Annotated in this window: 18 protein-coding genes; 3 read left to right on the forward strand and 15 right to left on the reverse strand. The window is 40.2% G+C overall.

Annotation, left to right across the window (positions count from 1 at the left end):
• Positions 1–15: 15 nt before the first annotated feature.
• From HMPREF0014_RS16700 to xerA, 4 genes are all read right to left on the reverse strand, one after another.
• Complete coding sequence (locus HMPREF0014_RS16700; protein WP_004885686.1) at positions 16–858, reverse strand: AraC family transcriptional regulator; 843 nt, start codon at positions 856–858, stop codon at positions 16–18.
• 77 nt (positions 859–935) lie between these two features.
• Positions 936–1,868, reverse strand: a complete 933-nt coding sequence (locus HMPREF0014_RS16705; RefSeq protein WP_004699815.1) for an FAD-binding protein — start codon at positions 1,866–1,868, stop codon at positions 936–938.
• Between the two features lie 17 nt (positions 1,869–1,885).
• Positions 1,886–2,635, reverse strand: a complete 750-nt coding sequence (locus HMPREF0014_RS16710) for an electron transfer flavoprotein subunit beta/FixA family protein (RefSeq protein ID WP_000646180.1) — start codon at positions 2,633–2,635, stop codon at positions 1,886–1,888.
• A 465-nt stretch (positions 2,636–3,100) separates the two neighbouring features.
• Positions 3,101–3,988, reverse strand: a complete 888-nt coding sequence (gene xerA, locus HMPREF0014_RS16715; protein WP_079377049.1) for a site-specific tyrosine recombinase/integron integrase — start codon at positions 3,986–3,988, stop codon at positions 3,101–3,103.
• Positions 3,989–4,150: 162 nt separating this feature from the next.
• Here xerA and HMPREF0014_RS16720 point away from each other — a divergent pair, with 162 nt between their 5' ends.
• Positions 4,151–4,774 (forward strand): LysE family translocator, encoded by a 624-nt coding sequence (locus HMPREF0014_RS16720; protein ID WP_004885680.1) that lies wholly within the window; start codon positions 4,151–4,153, stop codon positions 4,772–4,774.
• Between the two features lie 49 nt (positions 4,775–4,823).
• On the opposite strand, the gene HMPREF0014_RS16725 is transcribed toward HMPREF0014_RS16720, so the two are convergent.
• The 6 genes from HMPREF0014_RS16725 to HMPREF0014_RS16750 all read right to left on the reverse strand — a co-directional run bounded on the left by HMPREF0014_RS16725 (position 4,824) and on the right by HMPREF0014_RS16750 (position 11,146).
• Entirely contained in the window at positions 4,824–5,429 is a 606-nt protein-coding gene (locus HMPREF0014_RS16725) for an alpha/beta fold hydrolase (protein ID WP_025467341.1), read from the reverse strand.
• 102 nt (positions 5,430–5,531) lie between these two features.
• Complete coding sequence (gene dapF, locus HMPREF0014_RS16730) at positions 5,532–6,377, reverse strand: diaminopimelate epimerase (RefSeq protein WP_002048521.1); 846 nt, start codon at positions 6,375–6,377, stop codon at positions 5,532–5,534.
• A 5-nt stretch (positions 6,378–6,382) separates the two neighbouring features.
• Positions 6,383–7,633, reverse strand: a complete 1,251-nt coding sequence (lysA, locus tag HMPREF0014_RS16735; RefSeq protein ID WP_004885675.1) for a diaminopimelate decarboxylase — start codon at positions 7,631–7,633, stop codon at positions 6,383–6,385.
• Positions 7,634–7,655: 22 nt separating this feature from the next.
• Complete coding sequence (locus HMPREF0014_RS16740; RefSeq protein WP_002048546.1) at positions 7,656–7,880, reverse strand: lipoprotein; 225 nt, start codon at positions 7,878–7,880, stop codon at positions 7,656–7,658.
• A gap of 140 nt (positions 7,881–8,020) precedes the next feature.
• Complete coding sequence (locus tag HMPREF0014_RS16745) at positions 8,021–9,427, reverse strand: amino acid permease (protein WP_004885673.1); 1,407 nt, start codon at positions 9,425–9,427, stop codon at positions 8,021–8,023.
• A gap of 300 nt (positions 9,428–9,727) precedes the next feature.
• Positions 9,728–11,146: an amino acid permease gene (locus tag HMPREF0014_RS16750; RefSeq protein WP_004885671.1), complete on the reverse strand. Its 1,419-nt coding sequence runs from the start codon at positions 11,144–11,146 to the stop codon at positions 9,728–9,730.
• A 175-nt stretch (positions 11,147–11,321) separates the two neighbouring features.
• On the opposite strand from HMPREF0014_RS16750, the gene radA reads away from it, so the two are divergent.
• Positions 11,322–12,710, forward strand: coding sequence for a DNA repair protein RadA (radA, locus tag HMPREF0014_RS16755; RefSeq protein ID WP_004707421.1), 1,389 nt, complete (start codon positions 11,322–11,324; stop codon positions 12,708–12,710).
• A gap of 82 nt (positions 12,711–12,792) precedes the next feature.
• Positions 12,793–13,779, forward strand: coding sequence for a Tim44-like domain-containing protein (locus tag HMPREF0014_RS16760; RefSeq protein ID WP_002048497.1), 987 nt, complete (start codon positions 12,793–12,795; stop codon positions 13,777–13,779).
• Between the two features lie 57 nt (positions 13,780–13,836).
• Here the strand turns inward: HMPREF0014_RS16760 and epmA are convergent, their stop codons facing one another.
• From epmA to HMPREF0014_RS16785, 5 genes are all read right to left on the reverse strand, one after another.
• Positions 13,837–14,811 carry an EF-P lysine aminoacylase EpmA gene (epmA, locus tag HMPREF0014_RS16765; RefSeq protein WP_004885668.1) on the reverse strand — a complete coding sequence of 325 codons (975 nt, stop codon included), beginning with the start codon at positions 14,809–14,811 and terminating at the stop codon, positions 13,837–13,839.
• Positions 14,808–15,875: a 4-phosphoerythronate dehydrogenase gene (locus HMPREF0014_RS16770; protein WP_004885667.1), complete on the reverse strand. Its 1,068-nt coding sequence runs from the start codon at positions 15,873–15,875 to the stop codon at positions 14,808–14,810. Before HMPREF0014_RS16770 ends, epmA begins: the two co-directional genes overlap by 4 nt.
• A gap of 103 nt (positions 15,876–15,978) precedes the next feature.
• Positions 15,979–16,371 (reverse strand): YkvA family protein, encoded by a 393-nt coding sequence (locus HMPREF0014_RS16775; RefSeq protein ID WP_004885664.1) that lies wholly within the window; start codon positions 16,369–16,371, stop codon positions 15,979–15,981.
• Positions 16,372–16,490: 119 nt separating this feature from the next.
• Positions 16,491–17,282 carry a formate dehydrogenase accessory sulfurtransferase FdhD gene (gene fdhD, locus HMPREF0014_RS16780; RefSeq protein ID WP_004885663.1) on the reverse strand — a complete coding sequence of 264 codons (792 nt, stop codon included), beginning with the start codon at positions 17,280–17,282 and terminating at the stop codon, positions 16,491–16,493.
• A gap of 78 nt (positions 17,283–17,360) precedes the next feature.
• Positions 17,361–19,769, reverse strand: coding sequence for an FdhF/YdeP family oxidoreductase (locus HMPREF0014_RS16785; protein ID WP_004885660.1), 2,409 nt, complete (start codon positions 19,767–19,769; stop codon positions 17,361–17,363).
• Positions 19,770–19,945 lie beyond the last annotated feature (176 nt).

Consider the following 19,945-nt stretch of genomic DNA (forward strand, 5'->3'; position numbering starts at 1 on the left):
AACGCTCAAATTGACTTATTCTGCAGCTAGAACAGCTGGATCTACCCCATAACGCTCTACAAAGCGATCACGAAAAATAGCAACAGACTGGTATCCAGATTTTGCTGCAATCGTTTTCATAGGTAACTTTTTCGAATACAACAACTCAAGCGCATATGTAAGACGTGCATGCGTAATCGTTTCTCTTAAGGTTGTATCTTCATGGCTAAGTTTGCGGCGAAGTGTTGCGCTGCTCAAACCTAGTCGCATTTCAAACTCACTAGACTGCCAATGGTGCTGTGGATTCTCTATTACCCAATCGTGAATGATTTTTGTCAATTTAGGTGGCGGTACAATTAATACATCTGAACAATGCCGTTGGCATAACTGTACAAGTATAGCGGTAATACATAAACGTGCTTTCACTACATCATCATTAAACAAAGCCCTTTGCCACTCGGTTAATGATGTAGCGAAATCATCGATTGAAAACATTAATATTGCGTCGGTTCTGTCTACAACTGGCTTTGCCCAAATCATTTGTGCAGCTTGAATAACTTCATCACACATAGGCACAAGAATAGTGAGGTATTCACCCGTTATAGGGTCAGGCAAATTAACTGCATCGATAACCGTATCGGGTTTTATAATGTATAGATCACCGGCATTAAAATTGAATTGTTTTTTTTGAAGATTTAATTGTTGTTGCCCATATAAAATAAATCCCATGTGCAACTGGTTAACTTTAATATTGGCTAGTCCATGCTGATTTTTAGATCGAATACATAAATAATCTCGTGCCATATCTGCCCGTGCCAATCTCACCAATGACTGATGCAATTGATGAGCTTTTATGGAAGCAGAATAGTTAATATTCATAATAATGATCGAAATAAAAAACACCCTTGGCTAGTTATAGCACAAGGGCGTTTTTCGAATAAGTATTAAGCTGTAAATTACAACTTGCTTACCAACTCTGGTACTACAGCATTTAAATCACCAACTAACCAGTAGTCAGCAACGCTGTTGATTGGCGCTTCTTCGTCTTTGTTGATTGCAACAATAACTTTAGAATCTTTCATACCAGCCAAGTGCTGAATCGCACCAGAAATACCTACAGCAATGTAAAGCTCAGGTGCAACGATTTTACCAGTTTGACCAACTTGGAAATCGTTAGGTACGAAACCTGCATCAACTGCTGCACGTGAAGCACCTTGTGCTGCACCAAGCTTGTCAGCTAATGGATCAAGTACTTTGTGGTAGTTCTCACCAGAACCTACACCACGACCACCAGATACAACAATACGAGCAGCCGTTAATTCTGGACGATCAAGTTTAACGATTTCTTCAGATACGAATTTAGAAATGCCAGCGTCTTTTACTTCGCCAACAGTCTCAATCGCAGCCGAACCACCTTCCGCAGCAACTGGATCAAATGCTGTACCACGAACAGTACCAACAATGATTGCTTCGTCAGATTGAACAGTTGCAATCGCGTTACCAGCGTAGATTGGACGCTTGAATGTGTTCGCAGATTCAACAGAAATAATGTCTGTGATCATGCTTACATCAAGAAGCGCAGCAACACGTGGAAGAATGTTCTTACCAGTCGTTGTAGAAGCAGCTAAAACGTATTTGTAACCTTTAGCCAAGTCAGCAACTAAGCCAGCTACATTTTCAGCTAATTGGTTTGCATAAGCAGCGTTGTCAGCAAGTAATACTTTGCTTACACCAGCAACTTTAGCAGCAGCGTCAGCAACTGCTTGAGCGCCTGAACCAGCAACTAATACAGTAATATCACCACCGATTTTTTGAGCTGCAGCAACAACGTTTAAAGTAGCACCGTTAAGTGTCTGGTTGTTGTGATCAGCGATAACTAAAATACTCATGATTTTATCCTTCCGTATTAGATCACTTTCGCTTCATTTTTCAATTTTTCAACAAGCTCATCTACAGATTTCACTTGTACGCCAGCTTTACGTTCTGCAGGCGCTTCAACTTTAACAGTTTTAAGCTTAGTACCAGCTGTAACACCGTAATCAGCAGGAGATTTAGTATCAAGCGGTTTTTTACGAGCTTTCATAATGTTAGGCAATGCAGCATAACGTGGCTCGTTTAAACGCAAGTCAGTTGTAATAATTGCAGGAAGCGCAAGTTCAACAGTTTGTAAACCACCGTCGATTTCACGAGTCACTTGTACTTTACCGCCATCCACTTTCACTTCAGAAGCAAACGTACCTTGTCCAGCACCTAATAATGCGCCAAGCATTTGACCTACTTGGTTTGAGTCATCATCAATTGCTTGTTTACCAAGAAGGATAAGTTCTGGTTTCTCAGCATCAACAACACCTTTTAAGATTTTAGCAACTTCTAGAGCGCCAATTTCATCAGTGGTTTCAACTAAAATACCGCGGTCTGCACCCAAAGCCATTGCAGAACGGATTTGTTCTTGAGCTTCTTTAGGACCAATAGAAACAACAACGATTTCTGATACTGTTCCTTTTTCTTTTAAGCGAACCGCTTCTTCCACTGCGATTTCACAAAATGGGTTAATTGACATTTTAACGTTGGTAAGGTCAACCCCACTATTGTCCGGCTTAACACGAACTTTAACGTTGGCATCAACCACACGTTTTACAGCAACAAGAGCCTTCATGTAATCCTCGGCTGTTCTAGCAAAAGTAAATGTTGAGAAAAGTATATTAACTCTTCAATTCAAATTTTTTAGGTACCCTATCTTGCAATGTGTTTGGCATTTCGGTCAAGTCACAATTTTCTGGAACAGTACAAAAAAAATGAAATCATCAGTTCATAAAAAAAATTTCACACCTGACTCACCCTTATTTTATTCTTTTTAAAGTCTATTTTATACATTGATTTTTATTATTTTTTTATCTTATTCACCTTATCAGCCAGAAACATAAACGCCTTATAAATGAGTCAAATTTTATCGTTTTTAGGCCATATATGCCGACAAAATGTGCAAAGTTCAAAATGGTCAATTGGGTAATTTCACATATTTCTTTTAAACAAATTTGTAAAAAAGTACAAATGATCTCTACATTCATCTTATTCAATGCAATCAAAGTTGCTTATTGATGGATAATTTATCTTAAATGTCTTAATGCTTAGTCGCTCGTGGATGGGCCTGATCATATACTTGAGCCAAATGATCAAAATCGATATGCGTATAAATTTGGGTAGTCGATAAGTTGCTATGGCCTAACATTTCTTGGACTGAACGCAAATCACCACTACTTGATAACATATGGCTAGCAAAACAATGTCGAAGTAAATGTGGATGTAAGTCGACATTTACACCTGCTCGTTGTGCCTGAAGTTTTACTCGTTTTTCAATTTGTCGTGGAGTGAGCACACCACCATGCTGTGAAATAAAAACAAAAGCATTTTGATCAAAATGCCCTTTCCAGATTTTATAAACTTTGAGCCAGTTCAATAGACTTTCTTTTGCCTTTTTCCCAAACGGGACAATACGGGTTTTATTTCCTTTACCCGTAATACGAACAAGATGACGATTAAAATCGATATCTTTAATTGTGAGGCCTTGTAGTTCAGCGAGTCGTAAACCACTTGAATACAGTAGTTCCAACATGGCTTTATCTCGCAACCACAATTGCTGATCAATTGGTTTTTCCGGCATGGGTTGATCTAAAATTTGATTAACCGTTTCTATGTCGATCATGCCCGGTAAAGGTCTAGGCTGACGTTTCAATTTAAAATCGTCAGTAGGATTAATTTCTAGGTATTTGCCCTGTTCAGCCCACTTCATAAACTGGCGTATAGAAGTGAGATGACGCTGCATGCTACTTGCGCTTAACTGGTCTTGCTCAACACGCTGAGCCAGATATTCACGTAAATCTGAAGCTTCAACATTTTTTAAATTAATTTTTTTTGAGTCACAGAATTCAAGAAAGCTTTTCACATCTCGCTCATAAGCCGTGATTGTATGCTCAGACTGGTTCTGAATTTTTCTTTCTTTTAACCACATTGAGAGCAGTTGTAATGCAAAATCCAAATTGCTCTCCATTATTTGCCCATTTTTTTGAGTGTACCAAAAACTATTTGAACATAAAAATTTCATATCGCACAGCATAATGAATCTAACTTATATATTACAATTTATACCAAGTATTCATTGGACCTTACTGCCATGACCACCATACTCATACCTTATTTAATTGCAATTACTCTACTTACGCTTACTCCCGGCTTAGATACAACTTTAATTATTCGCACTGCCACACTTGAAGGTAAATCTAAAGCATTTCAAGCAGCTCTTGGAATTAGTCTTGGCTGTATTGCTTGGGGAATTGTCGTGGCATGCGGTCTAGGTGCCCTACTGATGGCATCTGACTTAGCTTTTAATCTATTGAAATGGATGGGTGCAGCTTATTTAGCATGGCTGGGTTTAAATATGATTTTAAAACCACGTAGCCAACTTGCAGACATACAAGAAAATAATCCAAATCGCTCTACATCAGAGAATTGGTTTGTTAAAGGTTTCTTTGGCAATTTACTCAATCCCAAAGTTGGTATTTTTTATATTTCATTTCTTCCACAATTCATTCCAGCCCAAGCATCTGCTATCACTTGGGTGATGGGACTTGTAATGATTCATGTCGTGATTGGCGTATTATGGTCAAGTCTATTAATTATGGCTATGCAACCACTTTCACGTTATTTAAAACAACCTAAATTTGTGAAATATATGGACCGAATTACGGGCAGTATTTTTGTTCTGTTCGCATTGAAATTAGCTTTAAGTAAAAGATAAATTTTAAAAAGCGTGCTAACCCATAGCACGCTAAATAATAGTTAAAGATTTACATTAGGTTTCTTAAATAGCTTTCTATTTTGACTGCTACTTCATCGGCATGTTTTTCTGCTAATTGATGGTCCCCATCTTTCACAACATATAAAGTCGACTTTTCAAACTTTCGATTTAAATATTGGCCCACCGAAACTGGACTTACCGGATCTTTATCACCCCAGATTAATAAAGTTTCAACATTTATATCTGACAAAAACTCTTCATAGTTAGCATTAGTGGTAACAAACCAATCTGGATATTTTAAAAATGTTTGGCGATATGCTTCACGCCAGTCTTGCACATTAAATCGTTTAAGGTTAATTCCACCAGAAGTTGCAATTAAGACCAACCCTTTCACCAAATGAGGTTTTTGTAGCGCTGCGGCAACGGCAAAAATCCCACCCATAGATTGGGCAACAATGATAGATTCTTCATTAATTTGGTCGACCACATAATTTGTTAGGTCTTCAAAACTTTTTACTTCAAGAGATTCTGGTGTATCACCGAAACCGGGGTAACCAATAATTTTTGTATGGTATTGCTGAGGTAATTTTTCAATTAAGGGATACAAAAATGCAGTACTGCCTGACGCACCGGGTAAGAAAATTAAATTATTCATTTTTTTATAAGGTAATGAAATTAAAAAATTATTGTACATATAAAAGAAAGCCTCTTTTATCGCTTTAACTGATGAAAAGAGGCTTCTATTTAGGCTACGCGATTAACCTTGGAAATAACGTAAATCCAAACGCCCATCATATACATGGGTTGTTGGACCAGTCATCCAGACCACGTCACCTTCTTGCCATTCAATTTGCAACTTACCACCAGCAAGTTCAACTTCAACTGAGTTCGCAAGCAAACCACGGCGCATACCACTTACCGCAGCAGCACATGCCCCTGTACCACAAGCTAATGTTTCACCAACACCACGTTCAAATACACGTAAGCGAACATGTTTTTCATCAATTACTTGCATAAAGCCGGCATTAACACGCTCAGGGAAACGTTTATGTGATTCAACTTGTGGACCAATACCTGCTACATCAGCAGTGAGTACGTCTGGAACAATAGTGACTGCATGAGGATTCCCCATGTTGACTACGTCAATACTAATGTTTTGGTCATTTGCCAGCTCAAGGGTATATAAGGCTTCTGGCTCTTCCGCAACAAATGGAATTTCATTTGGTAGAAACTTTGGGTAGCCCATATTTACGCGTACCCAACCATTTTGCCCAAGCTCAGGCTTAACAATACCTGCTTTGGTTTGTACGGTAATGTTGGTTTTATTGGTTAAATGACGTTCATGCACAAAACGAGCGAAACAACGTACGCCATTACCACATTGTTCAACCTCAGAACCATCTGCGTTGAAAATACGGTATTTAAAGTCAGCTTCTGGTACATCTGGTGGTTCAACAATTAAAAGCTGGTCAAAGCCAACACCAAAGTGTCGATCTGCCAAACGTTGAATGGTTGCAGTATCTAAATAAGCTCTTTGGCTAATTAGGTCAACCACCATGAAATCATTGCCCAAACCATGCATTTTGGTAAATTCTAATAACATCTCATTTACTCCTCAGGCAATAAACGTTCTTTTTCCCAAAGCGACTCAACCGTTTCACGTTCACGAATTAAATAGCTGTTTTCACCTGATACCATGACTTCTGCAGCACGACCACGCGTGTTGTAATTTGAACTCATCACAAAGCCATAAGCCCCTGCACCGAGTACAGCCAACAAGTCATTTTCTTGTAATGCAAGTGAGCGGTCTTTACCAATAAAGTCACCTGTCTCACAAATCGCACCAACGAGGTCCCATACTTTTTCTTCAGTATCGGTACGTGGCACAACAGGCTGAATATCCATCCAAGCTTCATATAAAGCAGGACGGATTAAATCATTCATTGCTGCATCAATAATAGCGAAGTTACGATGTGTAGTTGGTTTAAGCAAATCAACTTTAGTTAAAAGTACGCCCGCATTTGCACTGATGCTACGGCCCGGCTCCATATAAACCTTAAGACCTAACTTTTCTAAAGCAGGTTTCATAGAGTTTGCATATTCTTCAACACTTGGTGGCGTCTCATCTTTATAACAAACCCCTAAACCACCACCTATATCGATATGCTTAAGATTGATGCCTAGTTTCTTCAACTCATCAATCATCACAATGACACGGTCTAAAGCATCAACAAATGGTTTAGTTTCAGTGAGCTGTGAACCAATGTGACAGTCAATACCTACAATTTCAAGGTTAGGTAAAGAAGCTGCGTATTGATAAGTTTCATAAACAGCATCACTTGGAATACCAAATTTATTTTCTTTTAAACCAGTTGAAATATAAGGATGTGTTTTTGCATCGACATCAGGATTTACACGCAAAGAAATAGGCGCTTTTTTACCTAAGCGAGCAGCTACTTTTTGAATGCGGTCTAGCTCTGCATAAGACTCAACATTAAAACAAGCAATGCCTACATTGAGTGAGGTTTCAATATCGACTTCAGTTTTACCTAAACCTGAAAATACGATTTTAGAAGCATCCCCACCCGCTTTTAAAACACGAGCCAACTCACCACCAGAGACAATATCAAAACCCGCACCAAGTTTTGCCAAAACACTAAGAACAGCCAAGTTTGAGTTAGACTTCACCGCAAAACAGATTTGATGATCAATAAAGTCAAAGGCACGGTCCATATCTAAATAATGTTTTTCAAAAGCTGTTTTTGAATAAACATATAACGGTGTGCCAAATTGCTGCGCAAGCTGCTCTAGAGAACATTGCTCTGCATGCAATACTCCATTAATGCGGGTGAAACTCATGAATGTGTCCTTATTTCAAAGCTTAAGGTGAAGTTGTTTGGGTTGGAGCTGATGATGACTCGACTGGCTGTTCAGCCTTTTCATCTTTTTGCACAACTTGTTTTGATTCTTTATTACGATAGAGCAAGTATTTTGCACGGTGGTCATAATTTGGATCAGAAGGTAGCTGTAATGCTCCTGACTGACCGCAAGCTGTAAGCAAAATACTGCTGCTCAATAAACTGATGAGGCAAATGACACGAAGCATCTGAGCACCTGATTTAAACAATTCGATGCAGTATACCGTGATCATGCAAGCGGCTAAAGAGTAAACTTGAATAGAAAAACAATATGCATAAAAAACGCCAGCTTTTCAGCTGGCGTTTAGCCATAAGTAAATCAATTTCATTACTTTTTATGACGTGGTTTATAGAAGAAGAAATAACCAATGATCAGGATAACAAACCAGATTGGGCTGACTTTCAGTGCTTTAAAAGTATCTGGCTCTAAAGACAGCACATAAATCATGCCAACAAAGAAAATAATCGTGATCCAACAGGTAAATAGGCCGCCCGGCAATTTAAATGTTGATTTAGCATGCAGTTCAGGGCGTGTCGTGTAGTAACGGATATAACTCCAGATAATCAGTAACCACACGCAAATGAACAAAATAGTTGAAAGCGTTGTTGCAAGAGTGAATGCTTCAACTGTATTTGGTACAAAATACTGTAATGCCGCACCTAACAATAAACATGCAGCAGAAAAATACAATGCATTTGCAGGTACTGCACGTCTGTTCAATTTACCAAAAGCTTTTGGACCTTGATCTTCACGAGATAAACCAAACAACATACGGCTTGTTGAGAATACACCGCTGTTCATCGAAGACATAACTGATGACAATACTACTAAGTTCATCAAGATCGCTGCTGCCGCAATACCAGCTTGGCTAAACAAGTTTACAAATGGGCTGATCGCCGGATCAATTCTATTCCACGGAGTTACCGACATCACGATAAGCAATGCCAAGACGTAGAAAATAATGATACGAACTGGAATTGAGTTAATCGCTTTAGGTAAGTTACGCTCAGGATCTTTGGTTTCAGCAGCTGTTGTTCCCACAAGTTCTACACCCACGAAAGCAAAGATCGCGATCTGGAAGCCAGCCAAGAAGCCATGCACCCCTGTTGGGAAGAAACCGCCATTTGCCCATAAATGAGTAAATGAAGCCACCTCGCCCGTACTAGAAGTAAAGCCAGTAAAGATCATCCATAGACCCACTGCAATTAAAATAATAATCGCAAGGATCTTAATAAGCGCAAACCAGAACTCTAATTCACCAAATAGGCGTACAGTTAACAGGTTCAAACCCATAATAAATACAATAGCAGCCACACTAATCATTGCCCCTTCAACTGGTGAGAAAGGCTGGCCGTTATTGAAAAATTGTAAGTAATAGATAATTGCAGACAGATCGGCAATACCAATCGTGATCCAACACAACCAATAGGTCCATCCCACAAAATAACCTGCCCATGGGCCAATTAAATCTGTGGTGAAATCAATAAATGATTTATAGGTTAAATTTGACAGGAGTAATTCGCCAAGCGCACGCATGACAAAAAACACCATTACACCAATAATCAAATAAATGAATAAGATAGATGGGCCGGCAAGACTAATTGTTTTACCTGACCCCATGAATAAACCAGTACCAATGGCACCACCAATTGCAATCAGCTGTAAATGCCGATTGGAAAGACTACGATGGAGCTCACCTTGTTCATGAGGATCACTCAGATTTTGATTCGACATTTTATGAATACACTCCAGTAATTTTTTTAGTCCGTTAGCTAAATTCAAATCAAAAAGACGATATCGCACCATTTGCAGGTATCTTTTAAATGTATATTTTTTGACAACTTTTCAGCTAACCAATTTTTGTCTGTATGGCTGATAATTTCAAGATACATACAATTAAATCCGATAATACGCACAAGAACATAGCAATACAACGCACCTTCCAGTCTAAAATTAAGACTTGAACCACTTTGATTTTTCAATTAAAAAAGGCAATCAGATCGATTGCCTTTTTATATTTTGCTTCTAAGTTATTTATTCTTGGGCAAAATTACGTTTTATTTTTGACTTGTAAAAACCAAAGTAACCAATTGCAAGAACGAGGAACCAAATTGGACTGACCATAAGCGACTTAGCTGTGTCTGCTTCAAGGCTTAAAATCGCAATCGTAAATAAGAAGAAAACAATAACGACATAACTCATCGCTACCCCACCCGGCATTTTAAAGTTCGATTTTTCATGCAGTTCAGGAGATAACTTACGGTAGCGGATATAACACATCAAAATCAAAATCCATACCGTTAAAAATAAAATAGTGCATAACGTTGTTGCCAAGGTAAATGCTTCAATCGTATTGGGCACAAAATATTGTAATAAAGCACCACCCATAATACAGGCACAGGAAAAAATTAAACCATTTGCTGGAACTGCACTTTTAGTCAACTGACCTAATGTTTCAGGTGCTTGACCATCACGCGATAAGCCATACATCATTCGGCTAGTTGAAAAAATACCGCTATTCATCGATGACATGACCGATGACAACACCACTAGATTCATAATAATTGCAGCAGTTGGAATACCTGCCATTAAGAATAGTTCAACGAATGGACTACGGTCTGCTTTTACCTGATCCCAAGGCGTTACAGACATCACCACCATTAATGCCAATACATAGAATAAAATGACGCGAATCGGAATTGCGTTAATTGCTTTAGGCAAATGTTTATGAGGGTCTTTAGTTTCAGCAGCTGTAGTCCCGACCAGTTCTACCCCAATAAAAGCAAAGATCGCAATCTGGAAGCCGGCAAGGAAACCATTTACCCCATGAGGAAACATACCGCCATGATTCCAAATATTAGAAATAGCCGCAACAGAGCCAGATGGTGATTGGAACTTGGTCACTACCATATAGATGCCGGCAAGAACTAGAGCAATAATGGCAACAATTTTAATAATCGCAAACCAAAATTCGACTTCGCCAAATAAACGAACCGTCAATAAGTTTAAAATCAATAGAAAGAGAACACAGCCTGCACTAATCATTGCCTGTTCTATTGGGCTAAAACTAACTCCATTGGGGAGCCAAAAGCTCAGATAGCTCGTCACCGCAGTTAAATCTGCCATACCTACGAGCACCCAACTTACCCAGTAGGTCCACCCGACATAAAAACCAGCCCAAGGCCCAATCAGGTCATAAGCCATATCGACAAACGATTTATAATTTAGGTTTGAAAGTAAAACCTCTCCCAAAGCACGCATAAGAAAGAAAATCATGGTGCCGATAATTAAATAGATAAATAAAATTGATGGCCCCGCCAATGAAATAGTTTTGCCCGACCCCATAAACAGGCCTGTTCCAATGGCCCCTCCAATAGCGATCAATTGTAAATGGCGATTGGTCAGCTTACGCTGTAAGTCGCCAGCATGATCATGATGCTGAAGATTAGACATAGGTAAATATCCTAAAAATTTCCCACCTTAGCTAAAGCAAAATACATTCCAATATTTTTGGACAACGCGTGAAAAATAAGCCTTTGAAAAATGATCGGGTTCTGCCTACGTTCAGGGTGTCGTTTTGCTATACTCTGTTTTTACTGATTATGAAGTTAACAAACCGAAGTCGAATATGAGCAAAGTCAAAACTGTTTACCGTTGCGAACAATGTGGTGCGGATCATCCTAAATGGGCTGGTCAATGTTCAGAGTGTGGTGAATGGAATTCTCTGACTGAAGTTAAACTCGAACCTACTACAGCCCATCGCGCTCGTCCTAAAATTGGGGGCTACGCAGGCCAAGTTGCCAATATAACAACACTAAATAAAGTCTCAGTTTCTCATGAAACCCGCTTACCTACAGGTATTAGCGAGTTTGACCGCGTACTTGGCGGTGGCTTGGTCACAGGCTCAGTAGTCCTGATTGGTGGTGACCCGGGTATTGGTAAATCGACCATTCTTTTACAAACAGCAACCCACATGGCAAGTGCAAAAAGTTCTGCACTTTATATTACGGGTGAAGAATCATTGTCTCAGGTGGCCTTGCGTGCACAGCGCCTTGACTTGCCTACAGACCAGTTAAAAGTCATGGCTGAAACCTGTGTCGAACGCATTTGTGAAGTTTTAGAGCAAGAACGTCCTGTGGTAGCAATTTTGGACTCGATTCAAACGCTTTACACAGAAACGCTTCAATCTGCACCTGGTGGGGTTTCACAAATTCGTGAATCTGCTGCGTTATTAACCCGCTATGCAAAAAATAGTGGCACGGCGTTATTTATTGTTGGTCACGTGACCAAAGAAGGTGCACTAGCAGGCCCACGCGTTTTAGAACATATGGTGGACTGTGTACTTTATTTTGAAGGCCAATCAGACTCACGCTATCGTATGATTCGTGCGGTGAAAAACCGTTTTGGTGCAGTCAATGAACTTGGTGTATTTGGCATGACCGATAAAGGCTTACGTGAAGTGGCTAACCCTTCTGCTATTTTCTTAAGTCGTTATGACGAAGCCATTCCCGGTTCAATTGTCATGATTAGCCGTGAAGGAACTCGCCCACTCTTAGTTGAAGTTCAAGCTTTAGTTGATGATGCTCAAGGACAACCTAGACGTGTCGCTCTTGGTCTTGAACAAAACCGTTTAAACATGTTGCTTGCTGTAATGCACCGTCATGGTGGTGTACAAACTACAGGGCAAGACGTTTATGTCAACATTGTCGGTGGTTTAAAAATTACTGAAACAGGTTCTGACTTGGCTGTTTTACTAGCTTGTGCATCAAGTTTACGTACCAAGGCATTGCCTCAGCAACTTGCAGTTTTTGGTGAAGTTGGTCTTTCAGGTGAAATTCGACCTGTACCGAATGGTCAAGAGCGCTTAAAAGAAGCAGCAAAACACGGCTTTAAATATGTCATTTTACCTAGAGGCAACGCACCACAAAAAGCGATTCCGGGAGTACAAGTAATTGCTGTGGCGCGCTTACATGAAGCCCTTACCGAAGCGATGCAGCTCAGCGATGAATTGACATAAAAAAACATATTTTTATAGTTGAAATTTAGTGTAAATGACTGCATAAATACAATTACAAATTAATTTTAAACAGGAATTTCCTATGGAAGTACACCAGCGCGGCTTGATAACCGGTATTTTAATGGCTGCTTTGGCAATTTCTCCTCTTGCTGAAGCAAAACGTGCAGGTGGTGGTAAAAGCCACGGCATGGCACGCTCTACCACTTCAAGCCAGTCATATCAACAACCTCGTCAAGTGACTCCAGTTCAACAACCTGCTACAGCACCTCAAAGATCTGGTCCGGGTGTTGGTTCAATGGTTGCAGCTGGTGTAGCTGGTGCTGCCGTAGGTGCTGTTGCAGCACATGCTTTAGCTGATGACAAACCAACATCAACTGAACAACGTGTAACCCAGCCAGATAACGAGCAACAAGCGGTTCAAGCTCAACAGCAACAAGAGAAGAAAGGTGGTATCCCAGGCTGGTTATGGGTATTACTTGCTGCTGCTGTTGCCTTTTTTGTATTCCGCAAATTGGGCGGGAAAAAAAAATTAGCAGCAAATAATCCTTACGCTCCAAACAGCAACGGTCAAAACACATTTGGCCGTTCAGCTGCACCAACTAACTCAAACGACAATACCAATATTTTTGGTCAGTCTGTTGGTGGTGGTACAGCAACTCAAGCACCGTTTGGTGGTGCAACAACAAGTAATGGCAACCAGTTACCAGATGGTAGTGAACCTGCTTCTTTCTTACGTGTTGCCCGTCAGCGTTTTAACCACATTCAGTCAATCAACAGTGCAAGTAACATCGAAGAAATTCGTCGCTACTTAACACCTGAACTTTATAACTCTATGTATAACGACATCATGGAGAATCAAGATCAGGACGTTGCTGAGTTTAGTAACTTAAATGCAATGGTTGTAGACAGTGCGACTGAAAATGGTCAATACATTGTGAGCGTACGCTTCACAGGTACAGTAAGTGAAGATTTAAATAGCTTGCCACAGCCATTTACAGAAATCTGGCACTTTGTAAAACCTGTTGGCTCTCAGCAAGACTGGGTGGTTGCAGGGATTCAACAAGCTTAATTTAAATAAGCTCCAAATAAAAAAGCCACAATATGTGGCTTTTTTATTTGCTCGCACTCAGGCAATTTCGGCTGGAAATGCGATGACTTTTTCAATTTTAAGTTGTTCGGTTGCAACCATGAGTAATCGGTCTATGCCTAAAGCAATTCCTGAACATTCTGGCATATGAGGCAAAGCTGCTAACAAATACTCATCTAATGGCACAACATGAAGCCCTTGCTTAGCCCGTTCTGCATTATCTGCTTCAAAGCGTGAACGTAACACGTCTGCATCAAGCAATTCATCGTAAGCATTGGCAAGTTCCAGACCTTCGATATAAACCTCAAAACGCGCTGCGACCTCTTCCCCATCTTCATCTACTTTCACTTTTGCCAAAGACGCCATTTCTGGCGGAAAGTCAGTTAAAAAGACAGGTGCATCAAAACCTAAACTTGGCTCAACAAAATGAGAAAACAACAAGTCCATATAAGCTAAGCGGTCATCACCTAAATCAAGATTTAAACCAACACGATTTGCAGTATCTTTGAGTTGCTTTAAAGTTGCTTGTAACGGGTTAATATCTAAACGGTCCTGAAAGGCATGCTTATAACTTAAAATAAATGGACGAACTTCGCCAAAACGATGCTGTAAACAGGTTTGCAATAAATCGGCTGTTTCATGCATTAATGCTTTTAAGTCTAAACCCGGACGATACCATTCGAGCATGGTAAATTCACTGTTGTGTTTACGCCCGTGTTCATCGTCACGAAAAACCTTGCATATTTGATAAATCGGTCCGCTACCACTTGCTAGCAAACGTTTCATGGCAAACTCAGGAGAAGTCTGTAAATACTGAGTCTGTAATTTGCCATTGATATGGCGTAAAGCCTGAACCGAGGCTAAATGTACATCGGTAACGCCTGCTTGTGAAACTACGGGTGTTTCAACTTCCATGACCCCACGTTCTGCAAAGAACTGACGGATTTGGGTATAAAGCTTGGCACGAGCATTTAAAGCATCAATTGAACACGTAGGTTGATAACTTAAACTCATGCTTGCGGTCCCCCGTGTGCTGCCCATTCACGGCGCAGTGGATAATTCTTACGTAATAAATCAAATGCTTTTTGCTCTACTTTGCCATCTTTAACACAGGCACGAATATTGGCATCATCTTGAGCAATATCATAAATATGAGATATTTTTTGCTTTAACACTGCTTTTAAGTCATGTCCTGAAAAATAATCTTCACATGCAGGCAACTGCGTTTCGAAACGCTTATTAATGTCGTAGCCAAATTTTTGGCAAAACGCTTCATAAATCATTTGTGTACCACGAGCTTTTCCTTCCAAGCTATAACCTGCAATATGCGGTGTCGCCAAAGCCAACATATTTAAAAGCTCATCTGATATCACTGGCTCATGTTCAAATACATCAAGTACAACTTTACGTTTGGTACGTTGAATGTCTTCGATTAAAGCAGCTTCTTTCACAACCGGACCACGAGCGCTATTAATTAAAATCGTATCTGGTTGAAGCGCTGCAAAAGTTTCTTCATTGAAAAGATGATATGTCGCATGTTCACCGTTTTTCGTAAGCGGCACATGAATTGAAATAGCATTCGCTTGTTGTAATAGGGCTTTAAAGTTCACATTTTCAATTGAATCTAACTTTACATATGGGTCAAAGCCAATTACGTTCCAGCCAAGCAACCGAGCCATATAAGCTAAACGTTTCCCCACGTTTCCAAGCCCCACAATGCCTAGCGTAAATTTTTCTTGTTGTTCTAAAAGGCTACCATCTAAATGAAGTAAAGCGGTAATCACATATTCAGCAACTGCCTGTGCATTACAACCTGCGGCATTGGCCCATGTAATATTATGTTTTTCTAGGGCTTGAATATCTAAATGATCAGTACCAATTGTGGCACTACCTACATATTTTAAAGCGGTGTTTTGAATTAAACTTTCATTTACAACAGTAACTGAGCGGACCAATAAAGCTTCAGCATCTTTCACATCTGCGTACGTTAAGGTGCGTCCTGCATGATGTTGAATATCGCCAAATTCTGAAAAAAAGTAATCGGTAAACGCCAAATTTTCATCTGCGACGATTTTCATGGTCTGCAACCCATAGTTTATAAAAACGTTATTATCCTTTGAGTTGTAGCAAAGCACAATGTTAAGGGTATTAAATTCGCACAGGTTTTAAGACTCAGTTCAACTACAAACCACCACCAAAATAAAAGTAAGCCATCACGGCAAGTGTGAGCCAAATTAAAATAATCAGTACAGCAACCAAATAATTTCGTGGCCCTTTCTCATGTTCATCTAACCATTCTTTGGCTTGTTGTTCTGCATCGAAAATGACTTGCTGAGGCGTAAAACGAAGCGCTAACCAAATGAGTATGGGTAAAATGATGGCATCATCAATAAAGCCTAATATAGGAATAAAGTCTGGAATTAGGTCGATAGGACTAAAAGCATAAGCCACAGCCACTACCGCAATAATTTTGGGTAACCACGGCATTTGAGGATGCCTTGAGGCAAACCAAAGCATAATAATTTGTTTTTTTAGACGTTTTGCCCATTCTTTTAGTGATTGTAACCAAGACATTTGGACAGACTCTGAACCTTTTGAGTTTTATAATAATCTATAAAATCTATCCATAGCTTAAAAGCAACAGAGATGTTAGATGAGCTTGGTTTTAAGCCCATCATATTGAACGATATATTTTAAATTTCCGTATATAAAACAAACCGGTCTCCCCTACAAAAACTTGCCAATGTCAGGCCAGATTGTTTGGCTAACTGAATGGCCATACTGGTCGGTGCAGAAATTGAAGCAAGCAAGCTAATATTCAGCTGAGCACATTTTCGTATCAGTTCATAACTTGCCCGACTGGTCATGACAACAAAACCTAAACTGGTGTCGTAGTTTTCTTGCGCTATATAACCAATTAATTTGTCTAAAGCATTATGGCGGCCAACATCTTCGAATAAAGCCACGATTTGACCATCAACCACCCACGCCGCGGCATGTGCCCCACCTGTTAAAGCGGTAATTTCTTGCTGGGCTTTTAAATGGGAAATGGCAGTCGGAATTTGCTCAAGCCATAGCTTTGATGCATGCGTTGTAATTTTGGGAACATCTAACTGAAACTGCTCCAAACTTTCAATGCCACATAAACCACAGCCTGTACGACCAACCATCATGCGACGATGCTCTTTTAATGCAGCAAATGCTCTCGATGAAATGGTCATTTCAACCGTAATGCCCAACTCATTTTGATGCACATCAAGAACATATAGCTCTTTTAAACTGGTCAAAATGCCTTCAGAGAGACTAAAACCTTTGGCAAATAATTCGACATCGGTCGGTGTTGCCATCATCACCGCATGTGAAATACCGTTATATACCAAAGCAATTGGGTACTCTTGCACAATATGATCTAAAACATTTTCAGATTCGGTTTTGTTAAACCGCTGTACTTGTAATGTTTCAACCCCATAAGCATGTGGTGTCAAAATTATTTCCTTTATTTCAAAAATGGCGCTTGTTTAGAGCGCCATTTGCTTAGATTTCATTTTAAAAAACAGGTTCACTTAGATGCTGCTGACTTTCTTATTGGCATCTTCAGGGTCAACGGCTGTTGCCAAGTTAAAGTGCTCTGGTGCATTTCCGGGATGTAAAATCACAGGAACACTTTTAGAAGCCGGAATCTTGGCATATTTGTCATGACTGCTTAAGGCCACCAAAGGATTGGTTTCCGGATAGTAAGCCGCCAAGCTGCCTCGTGGAATGTTGTAGGGCACAATACGGAAACTGTGCACAATGCGCTTCACACCATCCGAGAAAACACTTTCAATATCGACCCACTGATTTGCTTCAAAGCCCGCTTCATCAATATCGGCTTGGTTCATAAACAACACACGGCGCTGACCAAACACCCCACGGTAACGGTCATCCAGACCATATAAAGTGGTGTTGTATTGGTCATGAGAACGAGTAGTCATTAAGGTATAAACCTTACTTTCGGTATATGCGGCAGCGTACTGGTTTTCTTTATCCGCGTAGACTTCTTCAAGTGGCGTAATCAGAAATTGCGCTTTACCACTCTTGGTATTCCAGATGTGCTGATTAGCAGGATGCTCTAGGTGGAAACCGCCCGGTTTATAAACACGTAAATTAAAGTCATGGAACTCATCAAACACATCGGCAATGGAGTCACGAATGCGGTCATAACTTTCAATATACCATTTCCATTTAATCTGACTGTCTGGAAGAACAGCTTCAGCCATTCTTGCCACAATATCCGGTTCAGACAATATGTTTTTAGAAATTGGCGTATTACGTCCTGCCGACAAGTGAACATTACTCATGGAGTCTTCAACCGAAATGGCTTGTGGGCCATGAAGCTGCTCATCTATTTCGGTACGGCCTAAACATGGCAAAATAAGTGCATCTTTACCGCATACCAAATGACTACGATTTAACTTGGTTGCTACATGGACGGTTAAATCACATTTTCTAAGCGCTTCTTGCGTATATGGGGTATCAGGAGTTGCAACTGCAAAATTTCCACCTAAACCAATAAAGACTTTTATCTCGCCTTCAGCCATGGCTTTAATCGTTTCGACCACGCCATATCCATTTTTTCTTGGTGATTTAATACCGAATACACGGTCAATGTTATCGAGTAGTTTAGGGCTAGGCAGCTCATTGATGCCCATGGTGCGGTCGCCTTGCACATTACTATGACCACGAACCGGACACAGCCCTGCACCCGGTCTACCAATCTGACCACGTGCCAACAATAAATTTGCCAGCATATGTACGTTAGCAGTTCCGTGTCGGTGCTGGGTAATCCCCATCCCCCAACAGAAAATGGAGCGCTCTGACTCTAAAAAGAGTTTAGCGAGCTTTTCTAAATGTTCAGGCGACAGACCTGAGTGCTTATAAATATCTGCCCACTCAGTTCTTTCCACCTCAGCAATCATCTCATCGAAACCAACGGTATTCACCGCAATAAAGTTTCGGTCAAAAACGCTTGGTTTACCTGAAGCAAGTGCTTTTTTATCCCATTCATTTAAGTGCTTTAACATTCCTAACATCAGTGCATAGTCGCCACCAATTTTAGGCTGGAAATAATAACGGCTAATTGGCGTACTGCCATTGGTCATCATCTCAAGCGGTGCTTGCGGGTCTTGGAAACGCTCTAGGCCTCGTTCTTTAATCGGGTTAATCGCAATAATGTTGCCACCGCGTTTAGACACTTCACGCAAAGTGCCTAACATACGTGGATGGTTGGTTCCCGGATTATGCCCAAAACTAAAAATGGCATCGGCTAAATCAAAATCTTCTAAAGTAACGGTGCCCTTTCCTAAACCAATTGAGTCGAGCAAGCCTACACTTGTGGTTTCATGGCACATGTTTGAACAGTCTGGAAAGTTATTTGTACCAAAGCTTCTCACAAACAATTGATATAAAAATGCAGCTTCGTTACTGGCACGGCCAGATGTATAAAATGCCGCTTGGTCTGGATGGTCTAGCGCATGTAAATGTTGAGCAATGAGCTTAAAGGCATCATCCCATGAAATAGGAACATATTTATCGGTTGCAGCATCATAACGAACCGGGTCTGTTAAGCGGCCTAAGTCTTCTAAAAAAAAGTCACTTTGTTCTGATAGCCAACTAACCGTATGGCCTGCAAAATATTCGGGAGTAACGGTTTTACTGGTTGCTTCAAAAGCAACTGCTTTGGCACCATTTTCACAGAAGTTAAAGGCATGGGCATCTTTCTTTTCGGGCCATGCACAACCGGGACAGTCAAAACCTGTAGGCTGGTTAATGTTGAGTAAGGTAATTGAACCTTTACCTAAAATATCTTGTCGCTTTAGGTTTCGAGCGACACTAAGAAGTGCGCCCCACCCACCAGCAGGATGAGTATATGGCTCAATTCGCGCAAAACCGTTATTTTCCTGTATATGCTTTTGTTCTTCTGAATTATCCACTTTTTCATCCTCTTATTTCTTTTACATTCAACAGATCCAATAAAATCACAATTTAAATTATGGTTATATCAAGACAATCTGCTGTTTAGCTTATTTGTAGAGTCTACTTTTTATAGGTTTCCGCTATTTTAAAAGCTGGCTCAACCCTTCTTATAATATGTGCCATATTGTTTACA

It is taken from the genome of Acinetobacter sp. RUH 2624 (assembly GCF_000162375.2).
Taxonomy (GTDB): domain Bacteria; phylum Pseudomonadota; class Gammaproteobacteria; order Pseudomonadales; family Moraxellaceae; genus Acinetobacter; species Acinetobacter nosocomialis.

Coding starts and splice junctions, on each gene's coding strand:
- HMPREF0014_RS16700 (WP_004885686.1), bottom strand. CDS start 858: ATGAATATTAACTATTCTGCTTCCATAAAAGCTCATCAATTGCATCAG.
- HMPREF0014_RS16705 (WP_004699815.1), bottom strand. CDS start 1,868: ATGAGTATTTTAGTTATCGCTGATCACAACAACCAGACACTTAACGGT.
- HMPREF0014_RS16710 (WP_000646180.1), bottom strand. CDS start 2,635: ATGAAGGCTCTTGTTGCTGTAAAACGTGTGGTTGATGCCAACGTTAAA.
- xerA (WP_079377049.1), bottom strand. CDS start 3,988: ATGTGGTTAAAAGAAAGAAAAATTCAGAACCAGTCTGAGCATACAATC.
- HMPREF0014_RS16720 (WP_004885680.1), top strand. CDS start 4,151: ATGACCACCATACTCATACCTTATTTAATTGCAATTACTCTACTTACG.
- HMPREF0014_RS16725 (WP_025467341.1), bottom strand. CDS start 5,429: ATGAATAATTTAATTTTCTTACCCGGTGCGTCAGGCAGTACTGCATTT.
- dapF (WP_002048521.1), bottom strand. CDS start 6,377: ATGTTATTAGAATTTACCAAAATGCATGGTTTGGGCAATGATTTCATG.
- lysA (WP_004885675.1), bottom strand. CDS start 7,633: ATGAGTTTCACCCGCATTAATGGAGTATTGCATGCAGAGCAATGTTCT.
- HMPREF0014_RS16740 (WP_002048546.1), bottom strand. CDS start 7,880: ATGCTTCGTGTCATTTGCCTCATCAGTTTATTGAGCAGCAGTATTTTG.
- HMPREF0014_RS16745 (WP_004885673.1), bottom strand. CDS start 9,427: ATGTCGAATCAAAATCTGAGTGATCCTCATGAACAAGGTGAGCTCCAT.
- HMPREF0014_RS16750 (WP_004885671.1), bottom strand. CDS start 11,146: ATGTCTAATCTTCAGCATCATGATCATGCTGGCGACTTACAGCGTAAG.
- radA (WP_004707421.1), top strand. CDS start 11,322: ATGAGCAAAGTCAAAACTGTTTACCGTTGCGAACAATGTGGTGCGGAT.
- HMPREF0014_RS16760 (WP_002048497.1), top strand. CDS start 12,793: ATGGAAGTACACCAGCGCGGCTTGATAACCGGTATTTTAATGGCTGCT.
- epmA (WP_004885668.1), bottom strand. CDS start 14,811: ATGAGTTTAAGTTATCAACCTACGTGTTCAATTGATGCTTTAAATGCT.
- HMPREF0014_RS16770 (WP_004885667.1), bottom strand. CDS start 15,875: ATGAAAATCGTCGCAGATGAAAATTTGGCGTTTACCGATTACTTTTTT.
- HMPREF0014_RS16775 (WP_004885664.1), bottom strand. CDS start 16,371: ATGTCTTGGTTACAATCACTAAAAGAATGGGCAAAACGTCTAAAAAAA.